Below are 17,539 nucleotides of genomic sequence, written 5' to 3' on the forward strand. Positions count from 1 at the left end.
CAATACGCCGATCCTGCACTGGCTCGATTACGGCGATCATCTGGTGGCGCCATTACGCCGATCCCGGAATGGCCCCAATACGCCGATCCGTGACACCATGCAATCCCTTCTAATAATCCGACATCATGTTCAACAACATCGACTCTCTGAGACCGCGCGACGACGTATTAAAGCTCTTTGAATACGCGAAATCGCTGCTTGACCTTCACCAGGACAACAACGTCGACTTCTGGCGAAATATTGATGCAACCGCCCTGGAAGTGTGGCTGCGCGAGGACCACCCTGACAAGGCCCGCATCCTGGATTCGAGAACCGGCCTCTCAGACCTGCGCGAGCTGCTCTCCAGACATCTGGCGAAAATGCGCTGCGCCGCCGAGTGGGTTCACCGCATATTTGAAGTAACTATCCCCGAGCTGAAGCCGAGTCCCGATTATTTCACGCAGTTTTCTGAACTATGCGATGACTACCCCGAACTTCTTCGGGATGCGTATATCCACTACGGTCTTGCGCAGGCGGTACAGACGCTCATGATTAGGTGGTATCTGCAACTGAAAGCAAGCCCCCTGGTTGGAGTAAAGCGCGTGCTGCCACACACCGTCATTAAAGCCTCAAATAACGAGGCCCTCACGAGACTTCTTTCGGCGCGATGGGTCGCAGGCGACCGATTCTATGCTGACAGAGATTTGCTTCAATCCATCATCGGCGACATCACCAACGAACGCAAGGTCCTCCTGTTCGTAAAACCGAAGGAATGCGGAGGCGACCCGCACGCTCTGGTTTCAACGAATGCATCTCCTGTCATCGAGCAAGGTCCGCGAACAAGTCGACTGACGGAAACATTTTCGGATGGCAACCTGCGTCTCCCAATTTCCGCGAGTTCCGGATACCTTGAACTGGTTCGCAGCCGCGTGGCGGTACTGTATCTGCTCGAAACAGGCGCGCTGTTTGTTGAGTACCCGTGGCATCGTTTCGGTTCGGGCCTGTGTCGGCTAGAGCACGACCACGATGTTGTCAGCGGAACGCTGTCGGTCAACATGCAATGTCCGGTGGAACGACGCGATGAGATTGATGAGATTGGCCTCTATTTCAAGGAGCACATCGCTGAATTGCCCGAGTGGGGTGTGAATAGGTTGAGAGTGCCGACTGAGCCAATACCGAAGGGCTGAACGCCGGCCCACGGAAGTGGGAAATCTTCCGCCGCCTCGCCGCGTCAAATCTCAAGCGAGATGGACACATGTCGGCTATTGTGTTTGACATGTTGCCCAGCGACGGCTTCTGGAAACCACGTCGCAATGCCATCCTGCTGTTGACGATACGCTTGTGTCACCAGGTAAAATCTCAAGGCTATCAAGCATCTATGTCTTCTTTCCGGCTGTTATCCACAGGGTGCTCAACAGTTTCTGTGGACAAATAGCTGGCTTTCACTTGAGGCCTGTAACTACTCGGAAATAACGAGCGAAATACAAGCTCCCGACGCTCAGAGTTTGGGACGAACGTCTTGTTTGCCCCGTCACCTACTGTACGAAACGTACCGGGTGCGCGACCACCTCTCGGCTCCAATCCCGCACTACAGGTTACTAGCTCCTTCGTTGCGGCCTAGCTAGCCAAACACTCGACAAATCCGTTATCGCCTAACGAATGTCAGGCATAAAGTGTTTTGGGTTCGCTGCCGATATACCGTGTCTCCAACCACGGAATCACTTCTGATGCATGAAGCTCTCCATCCGACGCTACCGAATCGGATCACCGCACAGCAATACTTTACGGAGTACGGGCGGCCTCCAGCTTCACGTACGGCTGTCGACAACCGACCTAATGCGAGGTGTCCGTTCTGTCCTCAGGAGCTGAACACAATCGCGCCAGCGAAGGGTGGCCATTTCGCGCATTTCGGAGGATCACATTGGTGCCCTAGCAAAGAGAAGACCGCTCGACCGTATCTTGACCTGCAACCGACAGAGCCCGACGAAGCCTCCGCTATCCGCTTGAAGCAGGAATTTCGCGATACGTGGCGTCTTCACTACAAAGAGCTTGCGTCGTTGGCTCCCGAGCTCGCATACGGCGAATTTGTCGAGCTGCTTCGACGGGCCAATCGGCTGAATCTGTGGGCGTACAGAGGCCTTCTTAACGAACACCTGCCGTATGTGCTTCCGCTGCTTGCAGATTTCTCACCTGCTACTGGCATCCAGCGAAAGACAACTTCTGGAAGCTCAGTTCCGGGCAGAAGACTGTGGCTGCGGTTTATCTACAGTTCGGACGTGAGATGCCCCGAGGATCTCTGGATCAGGCCAACCGGGCCAGCCCAGTTATTCCGAGTCAGCTATCGTCCACGCCCTCGCGGAGCGCCGGGGACTAGCGACATTATGAAAAGCGTAGAAATTCACCGGTCGCCAGCTTTCCTCTCTGCTGCCGCCCCCACGTTGCATCCGTTTGTGGTTTCAAACGTCGAAAAGTGGTTGACAGAACATCTTTCCTGAAATCATATCGAGAGTTGTAGATGCCACTTGCAACGATTCTGTGAGAATCCAGTTCGGTGCGATGCCGCGCCTACCCAAGCCGTGCGCAACCGTGCGCACGGCAGTTAAATCGTCAGCCGCAGCGACGCACCATATGTGAAGACTAATAGGCACGCTCTGCACTTCCTCGATATCGAAAATCGTGACGCCGCTTTCGGCCGAAGCCTCAAGTTGTCGGCGCCACTCGATGCCTGCAGCGAGTAATGCCTCGATTTCCTGGTACAGGACGTCATACGGCTTGTTCAACGTGAGCCACCAGAACTCGTCGTTGAGCAAGCCATCATCGGGCTGGTTGTATGCAAAAAGCAGAAGCGGTTGAGCGGTGGAATGCGGCACGATAGCGTCCAAACAGGGTTGATAACACCTCGTGTAGCGACTGTTCATCCTTGTGCTGAGGATGGTGTAACCAAGAATGCTGAAGCATTCCACGGCACGCGCAGCACTTGTCACTCGAACCCTTAAAAGGCTGGCTGCGATGCCTGTGTGCCGGATGATCTCGCTGCCGTGTAACATCGACCACCATGTGAAAACTATTGTTCTGTGTTCTTGCACAGCTTGACCCTTGCATGGCCCACCCCAATGTCAGTCCGCGTCGAACCGTCTGATCTCCACAAGTTGATGAATCAAAACCGCGCCGTGGTACATCGTTCTCTTTGACCTGCTGCTTCCAGCCCCGTTCTGCACAAGTGCGTCACTGAGGACGGTGTCTCTCTCGCACTAATCAGGCTCAAAACAGATGACGGCACAAACGAGGCGTCCGTGTTGACCTCCCTCATCTTTCTTGGCCGGCAACTGAACAATTGGCAACAAGAACGGTAGCTTGATCTCATCGTCGACAAATTCTTTGGCGAAGTACACGGGCGACTTGCGCGTCTTAACCAACCGCAGTATGACGGCAAAACTTCCCATCAGGATGGCATACTGTGCGCGTCGTGAAAGCCAGTCGCCAATACGATTGCTCGGGAAACGCTCACTCAGCACGGCCCTTCGAGGATTGGCCCAGCTAGACTGCATTTCCGTGAAAATCTCGTACCATCCGCGAAAAAGCACAAGTGACGTCTCCAGCGCTTCGCGCCCGGACGCGTCCAGCCCCTGTGGACTGAAAAGTTGAACAAGATCCTCGTGAACCTGGGCAGGTGCGTCTTCTCCATAAACCCAGCGATTCAACCGACGCAGCAATACGCGATAGACGGCCGGCGAGGACAATGCGTATGTATTTCTGAAATCATCCTTGTAGGTACGTTTCGGTATCTCGTTTTGCTCCCAGTGGTGCCAATTGACAGGAACTAACTGCGGTCGATCGATAATATCGGGCAACGGCTCAAGTTCGTTGACAACGCTCCAGAGGAAGCTGCCCAGGTCGCACCATGTTGTCCACGCGACAGGCTCATTCTGCTTGAGCAACTCCTCGACAATCCAAAAGCGGTTTTGTGCTGCCTCGAACCATTGCTGTAACGGTGCAAACGCTTTCTCTACACGACTTGCTTGAGCCCGAAAGGCACTGTACCTGTCTATCGAAAATTGGCGATAAGCCGGTGCGCCGCCGCATTTCGGACATCGCAGCAGCGGCTCGTCATTGAGCGTCCCGTAGTAGTTCATTTTTAAGGATAGCTTGCCCTCGCAATGGGCGCATTCGTCCCCAAGCTCCGAATCGTGAATAGGACATCGTCTTAGAAGCCTGAACTGATGCCAGACGCTGTGGTAACCATCAGCAAGACAGCTGTAGCAGACTCGAACCGAGTCCGCGAACAGCAGATTTGCGAGATTCGGATAGTCGCGTGACGTCTTGGTTTGTAAGTCAACAAGTGACCAACCCGTCGCGGCTTCGAAACCACTCGTGTCAAAACTTATAGAGTGTCCGAACAGACCTCTATGGAAAAAAGGCCGCAAGTTGAACAGATTATTTGCGAGCTCTACATTCAGAACATTGAGGTGAGAAAACCTCGCATATGCCGAAAACACAGACTCGTGGAGCATCTGATCGTACTCCAGCCCCGTCCACAGGTATCGGGCACTCGTTCGTCCCTTCTCATTCCTGCCCTTGCGTGGCGGCTCATACCCCGATGTCCGCTGTAGACGCTTTTGCATGGCATCCTCTCTGCCTAAAGGCACGTACCGTTATCAATTCGGCGCATTGAAAATATGTGACGAGTGTTTCTATTCGCAAACCATAACAGCAATACTAATAAAATAATAAGCAAAGCTGATACCAGCATTTCCCCTCCCGTTCTTATCAAACACGGCTAATCCCCTCTCGATTAAATCTGTTTTCTGGTATATTAAACGAAATCCTCTTTATTCCGTAAACCTCGGCTCTTTCGCGCTAGAAAGGTACTCCAGCCATGCGTACTCGGGACACCTGGTTCTTGCCGCTACGGCCGGCGGGAGAATTGACACCTCCGGAAACGCTTTCCGGGGTCCGTGGCGCCAATCGCACACCGACTGAGATGCTGAGCTTGCCCGTAAAGACCGACTGGGAGGCAGCAGAAGCGTATCTCGGAAGCAGGACAAGCATCTCAAAAGATACGCGCGTCGCCTACAGCCGCGCCATGAGTCGGCTTTTCCTTTGGGCCTGGATTGTCAAGAAGAAGCCTGTCTCTTCGCTCATGCATTGGGATCTGGTCGAATATGTGTCGTTTTGCAAAGACCCCCAGCCACGTGAGTTTTGGTGCGGACAACCGTCCCTTACCAAGGGCTCCGACTGGAAACCATTTGCTCGTGGCGAGCCCAGTCCGACTTTTCATTGGGCGCTGGGCGTCAACGCCATGTTTGATTACTGGGTGAACATTGGCTACATCACGGGAAATCCGGTAGGGGACGCATTCGACAACGGATGGAGGCGCGACGGACGACGCGCGAGTCGTCCAAGAGCTATTCAACAAGTTTACGACGGAGACGACTGGAAAGCCCTGACTGGCGCGATTGAATTGCTTCCACGAGAAAACCCCGCAGAGGAGATGTCAGCAGAGCGGGCGCGATTCCTGTTCAGTTTATTGTCTTTTTTGGGCCCTCAACTCGCACACGTTTGTAGCGGACGAATGAACAGTTTTCGCCTCGAAGGGGGGATATGGTTCTGGCGACCACCGCTGACCAATCCTCGAAGTCAGCCCATCAAATTGCCCGTCCCTGACGGAATGATTACGGCGCTCACGCGCTACCGAGCATGTCTCGGGCTATCTGCCCTTCCGGGACCACGCGACGACCTACCTCTCATAATGCGTGTTTCCCGGATGCAGAATAGTGATTTGGATCGTACGGCCGCCGAGCGCAAGCTGCCGTACTATATCGTGCGAACGGTCGCTGCCCTGGCCGCGAATCAACTACCAGAAGAACTCAAACACAAAGCGGACGCTTTGCGGTTAATGACCTACGGATCTGCTCGAAAACTGGCAATACAGCAACGTAAGGGGTGAACCAGCCTCGCCTCACAGCCAAGGTTGATCGCGGCCTGGGAAGGCTGGGGCGTCAAGCATGTTCTTTCTATCCCAAAAGTCACAGCAGCTACGGACCACGAGAAGAACCACCCAGCACGTCACGCGCTCCTCCTCCAGAGGCAATCGGCATTTTCACGCGACCGTCAGTCATGCTCTTCGCATCAGCCAATCGCAACGGCTCCGCTCAACTTAAGCTTCTAAAGCTCCTCGGACTGCCGATTCTGTTCTGCCCGCAGCCGATTCCGCTTACCTCCTGAGAACCGCGAGCACTTGCGGAGAAGCGCGATCGTGGTCGCTGGTGGTCGCAATCTTCGGTGCCTCGTGCTACATCGTCGCCAAGATGGTCAATGACACGCACCCGCTCCGTTTAGTGCAGCGCCTGTCGATTTGGGCCTGCCCGGCGCTGGATGCGGCGGCGATTAGGTGGAAAAGTCAGAGCCGGCAGCGCTTAGGAGGACGCCAATCCACCTAATTTCTGCCGATTCGTTATCGATCGGAAGAGAGAATTTCGAAAAATCAACGACTTACGAATCAATCGGTCGGTAGCCATTAGTAGGAACAAGTCTCAGCGCGCGGTGGCGGATACCGGCGCGCCCAGCACCGGTATCCTTTTTCATGGCCGATCGATCGAATCTCCAGGCATTGACGTGTCAGACCGCGCGTTGGACACGCGCGTCGGACGGCCGCTCCACTTTGAATTGCGAAACCACTATTCAGGTCGCGAACGACCCGCTCCATGCGTCACTAAACGCGCACGTCCTGCTCGTTGAGCGGCTGCGCCGTAGCCCCTGCGAGCTCCGCACGCAACGCGTCGCGCGCGTGATGTCTACGCACCCATAGCGCGGTGAGAATCGGCACGAGAACCGCCGTCACGAGACAGGCTGTCGCGACCATGGCCGTGGCGGCCGGCACCAGCGGCTTGAAGCGCGGAATCATCTCGCCGATGATGGCCGGGTTCGCCACGGCTGCCCCCGCCGTCGACGACGCCGCCAGCCCCGCCGCGCCGTTGCCGCCCGCGATCCAGCGGTCCGCGAGGATCAGCGGAATGCCCGTCACGACGATCACCGCGAGACCAAGCACGATGCCAGGGAAGCCGCTCGTGACGATCACGTTCAGGTCGATGCCGTTGCCGAGCGCGAAACCGAAGAACGGAATCAGCGGATGCACGCAGCGGCCAAAGAAGTCGCGCAGCTCGCTGTCGAGGTTACCCAGCACGAAGCCGATGAGGAACGGCAGCACTGCGCCGGCAAAGAGCCGCGGCTCGAAGAACGCGACCCCGGTCGCGCCGAGGATGATCATGCTGACGAGCGGCCCGGATTCGATCGACATCAGCACGAACGCGCCCGCCTCCTCCCTCGTGCCATATTGCTGCATCACCGCCGCATAGAGACCGCCGTTGGTCATGTCCATCGACGTCGTGATCGCGAGCACCGAGAGGCCGGCGAACAGCCCTGCCTTGATGCCGTCGACAGGAATGAAGTGCGAGGCGACGAGCGTCGCAATCCACGCCACTGCCATTTTGGTCGCGAGCAGCGTGCCGGACTTGCGCAACACCGTGCCCGTCGCCCGCAGGTCGATCGTTGCACCCATGCAGAAGAACCACACGGCCAGAATCGGTACGGTGCCGCTTATCAATCCATTCGTGAACGACCCGAGGTATTTCCCCGCGCCCGGCGCGAACGTGTGGACACAGGCGCCGAGCAGCAACGGCACCAGCATCAGGCCGCCTGGAATACGGTCGATGGCCCTCTTGAGCTTCATGTCTCCTCCATGGACTTCGCGTCCAGTTGTCGGGTGGAATCACCCGGGATGATGTCCCGATCTGGCGTCGGGCTGCTCCCTTTCGGCGCAATATAGCATCGCGACAGGAACGCTGTTCCGATTACGAGAAATTCCAGCCTCGTCGTTTACCCGGAAGCTATTTGATCGCCTTGTCAGACTCGACGCCGCAATGCAGAGGTTTCGGACCATCGTTCCAATTCCGAGATTCCAGGCTGCAGCCGAGGCCAGACCGGCGCCGCGGCAAAGCGCGCAATCTGGCTGGAGAAAGTGTGCATGGCCACACGCTTGCGGTGGGCAGCGGCTGGCTGGCGCGCTAGCCCGCAGGTCGCGCGGGAAGCGGTATGCTCTCTGCGCATGGCATCGACAGGAAACGACAGCAATGACAGCAACGGGCAAACAGCGCAGGGACGAAGCCGCCGCACACGTGCAAGACGCGGATAGCGCTGATGGCAACGGTGGCACGTGCAACGACAGGGGCGAATCGGCTTCGTCGATCGGGAGGGTATTCGCGATTCTTGGTGCGGTCGGCGACAGCGGACAGATCGGCATCAGCGAGCTGTCGCAACGGCTCGGCATGTCCAAGACCACCGTGCACCGCGCGCTTCAGACGCTGAAGGCACTCGGCTATGTCACGCAGGAAGTCGAAACGGAACGCTACCGGTTGACGATTCGCCTGTTCGAACTAGGCGCGAAGGCGCTGGAGAGCGTCGATCTCGTGCGCGAGGCCGACGTCGAGATGCGCCGCATCGCCCAGGCCACCCGCGAGGCGGTCCACCTCGGCGCGTTCGACGAAGACGCCATTATCTACATCCACAAGATCGACGCAGACTACGGGCTGCGGATGCAGTCGCGAATCGGCCGCCGCAATCCGCTGCACAGCACGGCGATCGGCAAGGTGCTGCTCGCGTGGATGAGCGCGGCCGACGCGCGCGAAGTGCTCTCGCACGTCGAATTCCGCAAGTCGACTCCAAAGACGCTCGCGTCCGCCGACGCCGTTCTGAGCATCCTGCCGCACGTGCGCGAGCAAGGCTACGGCGAGGACAACGAGGAACAGGAGGAAGGGCTTCAGTGTCTCGCGGTGCCGGTATTCGACCGCTTTGGCCACGTGATCGCCGGCCTGTCGATTTCGTTCCCGACGATGCGCTGCGGCGCCGACACGAAATCGCACTACGTCGCCCTCCTCAGGCAGTCGGGTCTCGCGATCTCGGCGCGGCTCGGCTATCGCGAAACGACAGCACCGGAGCATGCGGCCGCCGCGCAGCGTTGAAAGAACACCGTCTGACGTGTTTGGCGAGTAGTCGATTATCATTGGTGAATCGAATCGCTTGAACAATCGATGGTTAGGTATGACGAATACAGGCAAGATATTGATAGTGGGGCTGTTACTGGTTGAGTTGGGATTTGTCTCTTACTTACTGTCCCCTAAAGGTGACCCGTCTCCGGTAGAGGCCAGCGCCGGGAGGGACAGCGCCGCGATAACGGCAGGGGTCGATTCCCGATTCGGCGCTCAGGTAACGATGGGAAGTGTGGCCAGCGCAGCGCCGTCTGCCAGGAGCAACGACGGCACCGCGAAAGCGCCGCAGCCGTCTCCGGCCAGGAACGTGGTGCCAGAATCCGTTCCGGCAGTCAGGAGCGTTGCACAAGAACCGAAGCCCGAAGTACAGCCGCATCAACAGCCGACCCGTACGCTCGACTCAGCCGACGCTCAGGCGTCCCTCGGTTCGAAGGCAGCCCCGGTGCCGGGAAAAGAGCGTGGCCATGACGATCTGAATCGTCGCCGCTCGAACCAGGTCTCGACCGCGATGACGGACGAACTGGTCAGGGAGTCCTCCAAACCCGATCCGGCGCTGCCGCCGCCGGACCCATCCGTTCGTGACGGCCTGCATCGCCGCGGCTCGAACCAGGTCGCGGCGGCGATGACGGAAGAACTGGTCAGGGAGTCCTCCAAACCCGATCCGGCGTTGCCGCCTCCGCCGAAACCGCCGCAGTCCAACCGGCCGAGCACGCAGTAGGCAGGTGAACCGCGAAGCGTCAACTGTCGCGCATCTGCGAGGCAGTTGACGCTTGCAGCCCGGCGAATCCATGGCCTCGCTGACATCGCATACGAAACCACGCCGTTCATATCAATCAACGCGCCACTAACGCAGGTTCGTCTTCACGAGTTCAACGATCTCGTCACCCCGCCCGCTCAACACCGCGCGCAGCATATACAGGCTGAAGCCCTTGGCCTGCGCCAGTTCGATGCTGGGCGGCATCGCCAGCTCGTGTTTCGACGTGACTACGTCCACGAGCGCGGGACCGGGATGCGCAAACGCTTCCTGAAGTGCGGCTTCGAGTGCCTCCGATTCCGTTACACGCAGACTGAAAATACCCGCGCCTTGCGCAATCGCCGCGAAGTCCGTCTTGCTCAGGTCCACGTTCGTATCGAGGTAGCCGCCAGCCTTCAACTCCATCGATACGAATCCGAGCAGGCTGTTGTTGAACACCACCACCTTGATCGGCAGGTTGAGCTGGCGCGCCGACAGCAGGTCGCCCAGCAGCATCGACAATCCACCATCGCCTGACAGTGAAACGACCATCCGGTCCGGATGGGCGGCCTGGGCGCCCAGCGCCTGCGGCATCGCGTTCGCCATCGATCCGTGATTGAACGAGCCATGCAGTTGCCGCTTGCCGTTCATTGTCAGATAACGCGCTGCCCACAGCGTGGGTGTGCCGACGTCGGCGGTAAAGACTGCGTTGTCGCTTGCCACTTCGTCGATCAGACGGGTCAGGTACTGCGGATGGATGGGTCTGCCAGGCCCTGAGGGCGTCGCGAGTTCATCGAGCCCCTTGCGGGCCGACAGATAGTGCTTGCGCGCCTTGTCGATAAACGCGCGATCTGTCTTGCGCTGCAGCTTCGGCAACAGCGCCGCGACGGTTTCCTTGACCGTGCCCACAAGCCCCAGCGCAAGCGGCGTACGACGGCCCAGTTGCGAACCCTTGCGGTCGATCTGCACGATCTTCGCCTCGGGCGGATAGAAAGGCCGGTACGGAAAATCGCAACCGAGGAGGAGTAGCGTGTCGCAGGACATCATCGCGTGATAGCCGGAGCTGAAGCCGATGAGCCCGGTCATGCCGACGTCGAACGGGTTGTCGTATTCGATGAACTGTTTGCCGCGCAACGCATGGACAATCGGCGCGCCCAGCGTGTCGGCCAGTTCGACGACTTCCGCATGCGCGCCCGCGACACCACTGCCGCACATGATCGTCACCGCTTCGCAGCCGTTCAGTATCGACGCCAGCCGGTCGATGTCGGATTCCGCCGGCAGGATCGTGGACGGGCTGTTCACGTTCCATTGAGGCACGGTGGCGCGACACTCGCTGAGCGCGATGTCGCCCGGCAGAACGATCACCGCGACGCCGCGCTCCTCGACGGCTGCGCGCATCGCACGCTCCAGCACGCGCGGAAACTGCGACGCGTTCGACACCAGTTCCACAAAGTGGCTGCATTCCTTGAAGAGATCCTGCGGATGTGTTTCCTGAAAGTAGCCAAGGCCAATCTCAGTCGACGGAATATGCGCAGCGATTGCGAGCACCGGCTGCTGGTTCCGGTGGCAATCGAAGAGCCCGTTGATCAGATGAAGATTGCCTGGCCCACAACTGCCGGCGCAGACCGCGAGACGTCCGGTCGCTGCCGCATCGGCACCCGCGGCAAACGCCGCGACTTCTTCGTGGCGCGTATGCATCCACCGGATCGAGCCGACCTGGTCGAGACTGTATGCGAGACCATTCAGGCTGTCGCCTGTCACGCCCCAGATCCGTTCGACACCCGCTGCGGCGAGCGTCCTTGCCAGATAGTCGGCAACCGTTTGTGTGGCCATGTGCTCCTCCTTGAAGCGTGCGTAAAGTCAAACCGGCGTGCGGCCGGTTCTCTCTCGCAAGCGTACGTACGGCGCGCCTGAAAGTCCTGAATGCACAGAAACATTCAGAGTCGCCATGTACATCGGAGTTCAGAACGATTCATAACTTTTATCTGCGATTGGGCCAGATAGCTTATAAATCAGTGGCAGTCGCCTGAGTTTTCGATGAGACTTTCATCCATGCTGGCAATGGACACATCACGTGAAAGATCCGCTCATATATGGCTTGCTGCTCGTCGCGCTGGACATCGTGCTCTGGCGTGCTGCGTTTCCGCGGCGGGACCTGCTTCGTCTCGTCGCCCGCCTGCTGATCTTCGGCCTGCTGAGCCTCGTGCTGTTCGGCTCCGGTCTGAGCCCGTTGACGCCGCCCGCGCCGGAAGATTCGTTCCCCCGGCATATCGCCGCGCAGTTTCTCGAGGTGGTCTGGTGGCTTAACGGCGCGCGGCTTCTCACGCTCATACTGGACGCACTCTTTGCGGCACGCAGCTGGCATCGCGACCGGCTCTTTCAGGACGTGTTCGGCGCCATCGTCTTCCTGGCTGCTGCGGTGGCCTCACTCGGTTTCGTACTCAATATTCCGATTGGCGGGCTGGCGGCCACGTCGGGCGCACTGGCGATCGTTGTCGGCCTCGCGATACAGAGCACGTTGAGCGATGTGTTCGCGGGCATCGTACTCAACACGACGGAGCCGTATCACATCGGGAACTGGGTCAACATCGACGGCGTTGAAGGACGGGTCACGGAGATGAACTGGCGCGCCACGCATCTGCTCACATCGCAGGGCAACATCGTGATCGTGCCGAATAACGTCGCGGCCAAGGCGAAGATCGTCAATAACAGCCGTCCTTCTGCGTTGCACGGCGTATCGATCACGCTGGAGATCTCTCCTGAAGAGCGCCCTGCCGTCGTGCTTGCCGCGCTGAACAGCGCGCTCGCCAACGCCAGCATCGTGCTGGGTGCGCCAGAGCCGTATGCAGTCGTCAAGGCCGCGTCGGCCAACGCGATGCACTACGAGGTGATGGCCTACGTCGACGACATGGCGAGGAAGACCCAGGCGACGAACGAACTGTACGACCTGTGTTACCGGCACCTGTATGCCGCCGGCGTCGAATTGCGTCCGCTCGGCGTGCCGGCGCAGCCACGTCGCGATGTCGATCGTCGACAGCAGTTGCTGTCGCAGGTGCGGCTCTTTCACGCGCTGGAGGACGACGAGGTCAAGGCGCTTTCGACAAGAATGTCCCGTCACGAATATGAACCGGGTCAGGTGATCGTATCGTCCGATGCACAGACCGACTATCTGCTGGTCGTTGAGTCGGGTGTGGTCAAGGTCGAAGATGCGACCGGTTCGGGCACTTCACCCGCGACGCGCCTCGGCCCCGGCGACGCTATCGGCGAAGCAGGCGTCCTCGCGGGTCTGCCGATCCGCGCGACACTCACCGCGCTGACCGCTGCGGCGCTCTACCGGCTCGATAAGGTGGACCTCACGCCGGTACTCAAGAGCCGGCCCGAAATCGGCCAGCAGATGTGTCACGTGCTATCCGGGCAGCAGGACGCGCTGCGCAAGCTGGAAAACGAGCCCTCCGCGCCGGCTGAAACCGGCTGGGCGCTGACGAACTGGCTGCGCGACGGGATGCGCAGGCTGCACGACCTCACAACATAGCGGACGCCCGCCGCCGCGACGAAACACAGGCGCTTGCAATCCATGTCGCCGCGTGCAGGCTAAAGAGTTATTAAATGACCCTAAAAGCCCGTATCCGCGCGGGCGACCCGATGCGACAATCGGAACAGATACCTGTCTCCCGGAAATCCTCTGATGAAGCTCTCTTTCGAAGTCCTGGAAGCCCTCGATGCGATTGACCGCACAGGCACGTTTGCAGAAGCGGCCGAGATCCTGCATCGTGTCCCGTCCTCACTGAGTTATCTGGTGCAGAAGCTCGAAAGCGACCTCGAAACGCCGCTCTTCGACCGTAGCGGGCGGCGGGCAAAATTCACGCACGCGGGCCGCGTGGTCGTCGAAGAAGGCAGACGGCTGCTGCAGGGCGCGGAAGAGCTTGAACGCAAGGTGCAACGCGTCAAGCAGGGATGGGAAGCCGAATTGCGGATCTGCATCGACGAGATTCTGCCATTCGATGCGATCTGGCCGCACGTGCGTGCGTTTTACGAGGCGAGCATCGATACGCGGCTGCACCTGTCGCGCGAAGTACTGGGCGGCACCTGGGATGCGTTGATCACGCGTCGCGCCGATCTCGTGGTTGGCGCAGCCGGCGATCCGCCGAACGTGCCGAATCTGGTGTTCCGTTCGATCGGCTCGATGCGTCACGTCTTTGTCACGTCACCCGATCATCCGCTTGCGCAGCTGCCCGAACCGCTCACGATGGAGACGGTCGCGCGTTATCGCGGCGCGGTGATCCGCGACACGTCGCGCGAACTACTGCCGCGCACGGTTGGCGCGGCAGCCACCCAGGACTGCATTACGCTGCCGACGCTCGCCAGCAAGCTGGCCGCCCAGATCGAAGGGCTTGCCGTCGGCACATTGCCGGAGTGCCTCGCGACGGAACCCATCGCGCGCGGCGAACTCGTCGCAAGGCAACTCATCGGCATGCGCGACGTGACGCATTTCTATCTCGCCTGGCGCGAAGACGAAACGGGTCAGGCGATGCGCTGGTGGCTCGATCGCCTCGATCTGCCCGACCTGGTGGATCGCTTTATCGGATACCGGTACGCGTGATACGCAGCGCTTTCGTCTACGTGCTGAAACACGGCGGGTCAAGCTACGTGTCGCTGGTTTCCGAAATCGCCTTCTCCAGTTCGACGAGCGCCGCGCGCGCTTCGTCGATATCCGGGCCGTCGACATGGGCGCAGGCGTCCGACAGGATCGACGATAGCAGTCCGTGCGCATCATCGGCACGGTTCTGCTCCGCCCAGAATCGCGCGAGGCTGCGCGCGGCGCGGAGTGCGAGTACTGTCGCGCCCTGACGCCGCGCCGATTCGAGCGCAGCCGTGAACCAGGCGGCCGCGTCCGCACCGCCTTGTGTGACGCGGGTCAATTCGCCCTTTACGCGGCACAGTTCGGCGTAGTACCACTGCTCACCTGTTTCGTCGCATTGCCGCAGGGCTTCGTTGACCGCGGCCAGTGCATCGCCGTATCGCCCCTCGCGCATCAACGCGCCAGCAAGCTGGCATTGCAGCAGGGTTAAAGGCGCGAGGAGGCCGAGTGCACGAAGACCGTCGAGTGCGTGGCGGAATTTCGCCAGCCGGTGCGGCGCTTCGGCTGACAGCGAATGAAGGTGTTCCTCGTAACACGTGCTGCATGCAAGCCAGATCGGCAGCGATGCCCGCGACGACGTACATTTCAGCGTCGCGATGCCGCGTTCCGCTGCGCTGAGATCACCTGTGAGCAACGCAAGCGGAATGAACGACTCGCCGAGCACATAGCAGGTGACGAGTTCGAAGTCGTGCCGGAGCGCAGCGTCCAGCGCCTCGTTCGCGTGCCGCATGGCGAGCGACGTTTCGCCCTGCGCCCACATCACGCGCGCGAGCATCGCCTGCGCAACGATTCCGTGCTCGATCCTCGCACCGACCGTGTCCCATCGATGCGTCGAAGGCACCCACGCGCTCAGCATCGCCTCGAGCTTCTGGCGCGCCGCGCCCTGCTCGCCGAGGTAGTGCAGTGCGACGCCTTCCAGACGCCGACCGATCAACGTGTGGGTGACGTCCTTCAGCGGGCGGGCGCGCTCGTCGAAACGCCTCGCGAATGCAAGCGCCTGACGGGCCTTGCCGCCGGTCTGGCTTGCATGCCACAGGCCGCACAAAGCGCGTATCTCGAAGGTGATGTTGCCCATGTTCACCGCCATCGCGAGCACCTCGGACCACGCATGCAGTACCTGCCTTGAGGGACCATGCGTGTACACCATCGAAGCCGCAAGGGTCGTCGCAAGCGTGAGCCGGGCTTCGCCGGACACGTCGATATCGTCTGTTTCGCGTGCGGCATCCAGCGCCAGCTGTGCACGGCTATAACATTCGCCGACCTGCGACAGATCGAACAGATACGGCACCGCGATCGCAGACAGTTCAATGCCAATCGCGCGGTTGCCCGATGCGGAGAACGCCCAGTCGAGCGCAGCCCTCACGTTACCCAGTTCCAGACGAAACGCTTCAAGCTGTCCAGCCGCGCGACCGACCTTCCCTTCAGCCTGCGTTGGCTTGAACCGCTCGCAGAACCAGGTTGCATGCGCGAGTGCCGCCGCGCGCTGCTCGCCGTTGTCCTCGAGTTGCTGCAGCGCGTAGGCGCGCGTCGTTTCCAGCAACCGGTATCCCGGCGTCCTGCTGCTGTCCGCGCTGCCATCCGTACGAATGACGAGCGACTTCGACACGAGGCCGCCAAGCGCATCCATCACAACCGTCTGCTCGAAACCGATGCTTGCGCCGACGCTGCAGATCGAATCGAAGGTGAAGGTGTCGACGAACACGCCCAGCCGGCGCAGGATCACGCGCTCGGTCTCGTTGAGCAGCCGGTAACTCCAGTCGAGCGTCGCCTTCAACGTCTGCTGACGCGGCAACGCGGTTCTGCATCCACCCGACAGAATGCCAAGGCGGTCGTCGAGCCGTGCCGCGAGTACTTCGATACCGAGCGCAGCCGCGCGTGCGGCAGCAAGTTCGATCGCAAGCGGAATGCCGTCGAGGCGGCGACACACCTCTCCCGTCAGAAACACGCTTCGCTCGTCGGACGAAAAATGCGGGTCGATAGCGCGCGCACGTGACAGAAACAGCTGGACCGCGCCCGCCTGCAATACTTCATCGCTGCGGTTTTCGGGGCTCGGCACGTCGAGTGGCGGTACCTGATAGACCACTTCGTCGCGGGCCCGCAGCGCTTCGCGGCTCGTCGCCAGCACGCGGATGCCGTCGCTGGCCGCGGCCAGGACATCCGCCATTGCCGCGGCGGTCTCCACGACATGCTCGCAGTTGTCGAGCACAATGAGCATCTGCTTGCCGTGCATTTCGTGAGCTACATGCGCCAGCGAAAGGTCGCAGCACGATACGCGTGTATTGAGCGCTGTTGCGAGCGCATCGAGCGCAAACTGCGGATGGGAAACTGGTGCGAGCGAGACGAACGCCACGCCGTCAGCGAACATCGGCAGCAACGCCCTCGCCGCCTCGATCGCGAGGCGCGTCTTGCCAATCCCGCCTGAGCCTGTGAGCGTCAGGATCCGCGCGCGGTCGATGTACTCCAGTAACCCGGTGACGGTGGATTGTCTGCCGATCAGCGCAGACGCGTGCTGCGGAAGATTGTGCCTGCCTGAACGCTGACGAACGGGTGCGCCTTCGCCCTGCGGCGCTTCGTCCGCTTCTGATACCTTCGCCACACCTGTCAGACGATATCCGCGACCCGGGACCGTCACGATCAGATCGCGATGGCGATCCAGAATCTTGCGCACGGCCGCAATCTGCACCTGCAGGTTGTTTTCCTCGACGATCGTATCGGGCCATACGCGCTGCATGAGCGCGTCCTTCGATACGAGTTCACCGTCACCGGCGATCAGCGTCTCGAGAATATCGAACGCACGACTGCCGATGCGGACCAGTTCCCCATTGAGACGTATCTCCCGATGTTCGAGAGAAACATGCAGTTGTCCAACACGGACCATCCCCGCGCGGTTCGAGGAGGGCACTGGATCCAGCTGCGGGTTTGCGTGCGTCACTATCTTCACTGTCGTCTGTGTGTGGTTATTGCGGCTGTCGGAAGCAATGGCTTCCGCTTGCCATGGCGCGTCTCCATGAGGAATGTTTTACCTGCCTGTCGATCGGATCTTACGGGACTTCGTCGTGCGCAAATAGCTCAAAATTTTGATTGATCAACTCGAAATTTTTGAACGTTCGACGACTGCCGTGGGCGTATCCCCTGATCGAGACG

The 17,539-nt window shown here is 59.8% G+C and carries 11 protein-coding genes; 6 read left to right on the plus strand and 5 right to left on the minus strand.

What is annotated here, in order from left to right:
- Window positions 1–125 precede the first annotated feature (125 nt).
- Entirely contained in the window at window positions 126–1,166 is a 1,041-nt protein-coding gene (locus tag P3T16_RS31520) for a hypothetical protein (protein WP_429345204.1), read from the plus strand.
- Window positions 1,167–2,435: 1,269 nt separating this feature from the next.
- Here P3T16_RS31520 and P3T16_RS31525 read toward each other — a convergent pair.
- Together P3T16_RS31525 and P3T16_RS31530 are read right to left on the minus strand one after the other, a co-directional pair.
- On the minus strand, window positions 2,436–2,849 hold the full coding sequence (locus tag P3T16_RS31525) for a hypothetical protein (RefSeq protein WP_429345205.1): 414 nt from the start codon (window positions 2,847–2,849) through the stop codon (window positions 2,436–2,438).
- 381 nt (window positions 2,850–3,230) lie between these two features.
- On the minus strand, window positions 3,231–4,490 hold the full coding sequence (locus P3T16_RS31530) for a hypothetical protein (RefSeq protein ID WP_429345206.1): 1,260 nt from the start codon (window positions 4,488–4,490) through the stop codon (window positions 3,231–3,233).
- Window positions 4,491–4,969: 479 nt separating this feature from the next.
- On the opposite strand from P3T16_RS31530, the gene P3T16_RS31535 reads away from it, so the two are divergent.
- On the plus strand, window positions 4,970–5,926 hold the full coding sequence (locus tag P3T16_RS31535; protein WP_429345207.1) for a hypothetical protein: 957 nt from the start codon (window positions 4,970–4,972) through the stop codon (window positions 5,924–5,926).
- A gap of 765 nt (window positions 5,927–6,691) precedes the next feature.
- Here the strand turns inward: P3T16_RS31535 and kdgT are convergent.
- On the minus strand, window positions 6,692–7,708 hold the full coding sequence (kdgT, locus tag P3T16_RS31540; protein ID WP_429345208.1) for a 2-keto-3-deoxygluconate transporter: 1,017 nt from the start codon (window positions 7,706–7,708) through the stop codon (window positions 6,692–6,694).
- Between the two features lie 400 nt (window positions 7,709–8,108).
- On the opposite strand from kdgT, the gene kdgR reads away from it, so the two are divergent.
- Together kdgR and P3T16_RS31550 are read left to right on the plus strand one after the other, a co-directional pair.
- Window positions 8,109–8,996, plus strand: a complete 888-nt coding sequence (gene kdgR / locus P3T16_RS31545; protein ID WP_429345209.1) for a DNA-binding transcriptional regulator KdgR — start codon at window positions 8,109–8,111, stop codon at window positions 8,994–8,996.
- Between the two features lie 337 nt (window positions 8,997–9,333).
- Window positions 9,334–9,741 carry a hypothetical protein gene (locus tag P3T16_RS31550; protein WP_429345210.1) on the plus strand — a complete coding sequence of 136 codons (408 nt, stop codon included), beginning with the start codon at window positions 9,334–9,336 and terminating at the stop codon, window positions 9,739–9,741.
- A 126-nt stretch (window positions 9,742–9,867) separates the two neighbouring features.
- Here the strand turns inward: P3T16_RS31550 and poxB are convergent, their stop codons facing one another.
- On the minus strand, window positions 9,868–11,589 hold the full coding sequence (poxB, locus tag P3T16_RS31555) for a ubiquinone-dependent pyruvate dehydrogenase (protein ID WP_429255579.1): 1,722 nt from the start codon (window positions 11,587–11,589) through the stop codon (window positions 9,868–9,870).
- 241 nt (window positions 11,590–11,830) lie between these two features.
- Between poxB and P3T16_RS31560 the strand changes: the two genes are divergently transcribed.
- Together P3T16_RS31560 and P3T16_RS31565 are read left to right on the plus strand one after the other, a co-directional pair.
- A complete protein-coding gene (locus P3T16_RS31560; protein WP_429345211.1) occupies window positions 11,831–13,288 on the plus strand; it encodes a mechanosensitive ion channel domain-containing protein in 1,458 nt (485 codons plus the stop codon).
- A 153-nt stretch (window positions 13,289–13,441) separates the two neighbouring features.
- Entirely contained in the window at window positions 13,442–14,356 is a 915-nt protein-coding gene (locus tag P3T16_RS31565; protein WP_429345212.1) for a LysR family transcriptional regulator, read from the plus strand.
- Between the two features lie 43 nt (window positions 14,357–14,399).
- Here the strand turns inward: P3T16_RS31565 and P3T16_RS31570 are convergent, their stop codons facing one another.
- On the minus strand, window positions 14,400–17,273 hold the full coding sequence (locus P3T16_RS31570; protein WP_429345213.1) for an ATP-binding protein: 2,874 nt from the start codon (window positions 17,271–17,273) through the stop codon (window positions 14,400–14,402).
- Between the last annotated feature and the right edge of the window lie 266 nt (window positions 17,274–17,539).

The organism is Paraburkholderia sp. GAS42, assembly GCF_050436565.1.
Classification (GTDB): Bacteria; Pseudomonadota; Gammaproteobacteria; order Burkholderiales; family Burkholderiaceae; genus Paraburkholderia.

What these genes read in the sequence shown, in the direction of transcription:
- P3T16_RS31570 (WP_429345213.1), bottom strand. Translation starts at nt 17,273, where the DNA reads ATGGTCCGTGTTGGACAACTGCATGTTTCTCTCGAACATCGGGAGATA.
- P3T16_RS31565 (WP_429345212.1), top strand. Translation starts at nt 13,442, where the DNA reads ATGAAGCTCTCTTTCGAAGTCCTGGAAGCCCTCGATGCGATTGACCGC.
- poxB (WP_429255579.1), bottom strand. Translation starts at nt 11,589, where the DNA reads ATGGCCACACAAACGGTTGCCGACTATCTGGCAAGGACGCTCGCCGCA.
- kdgR (WP_429345209.1), top strand. Translation starts at nt 8,109, where the DNA reads ATGACAGCAACGGGCAAACAGCGCAGGGACGAAGCCGCCGCACACGTG.
- P3T16_RS31530 (WP_429345206.1), bottom strand. Translation starts at nt 4,490, where the DNA reads ATGCTCCACGAGTCTGTGTTTTCGGCATATGCGAGGTTTTCTCACCTC.
- kdgT (WP_429345208.1), bottom strand. Translation starts at nt 7,708, where the DNA reads ATGAAGCTCAAGAGGGCCATCGACCGTATTCCAGGCGGCCTGATGCTG.
- P3T16_RS31520 (WP_429345204.1), top strand. Translation starts at nt 126, where the DNA reads ATGTTCAACAACATCGACTCTCTGAGACCGCGCGACGACGTATTAAAG.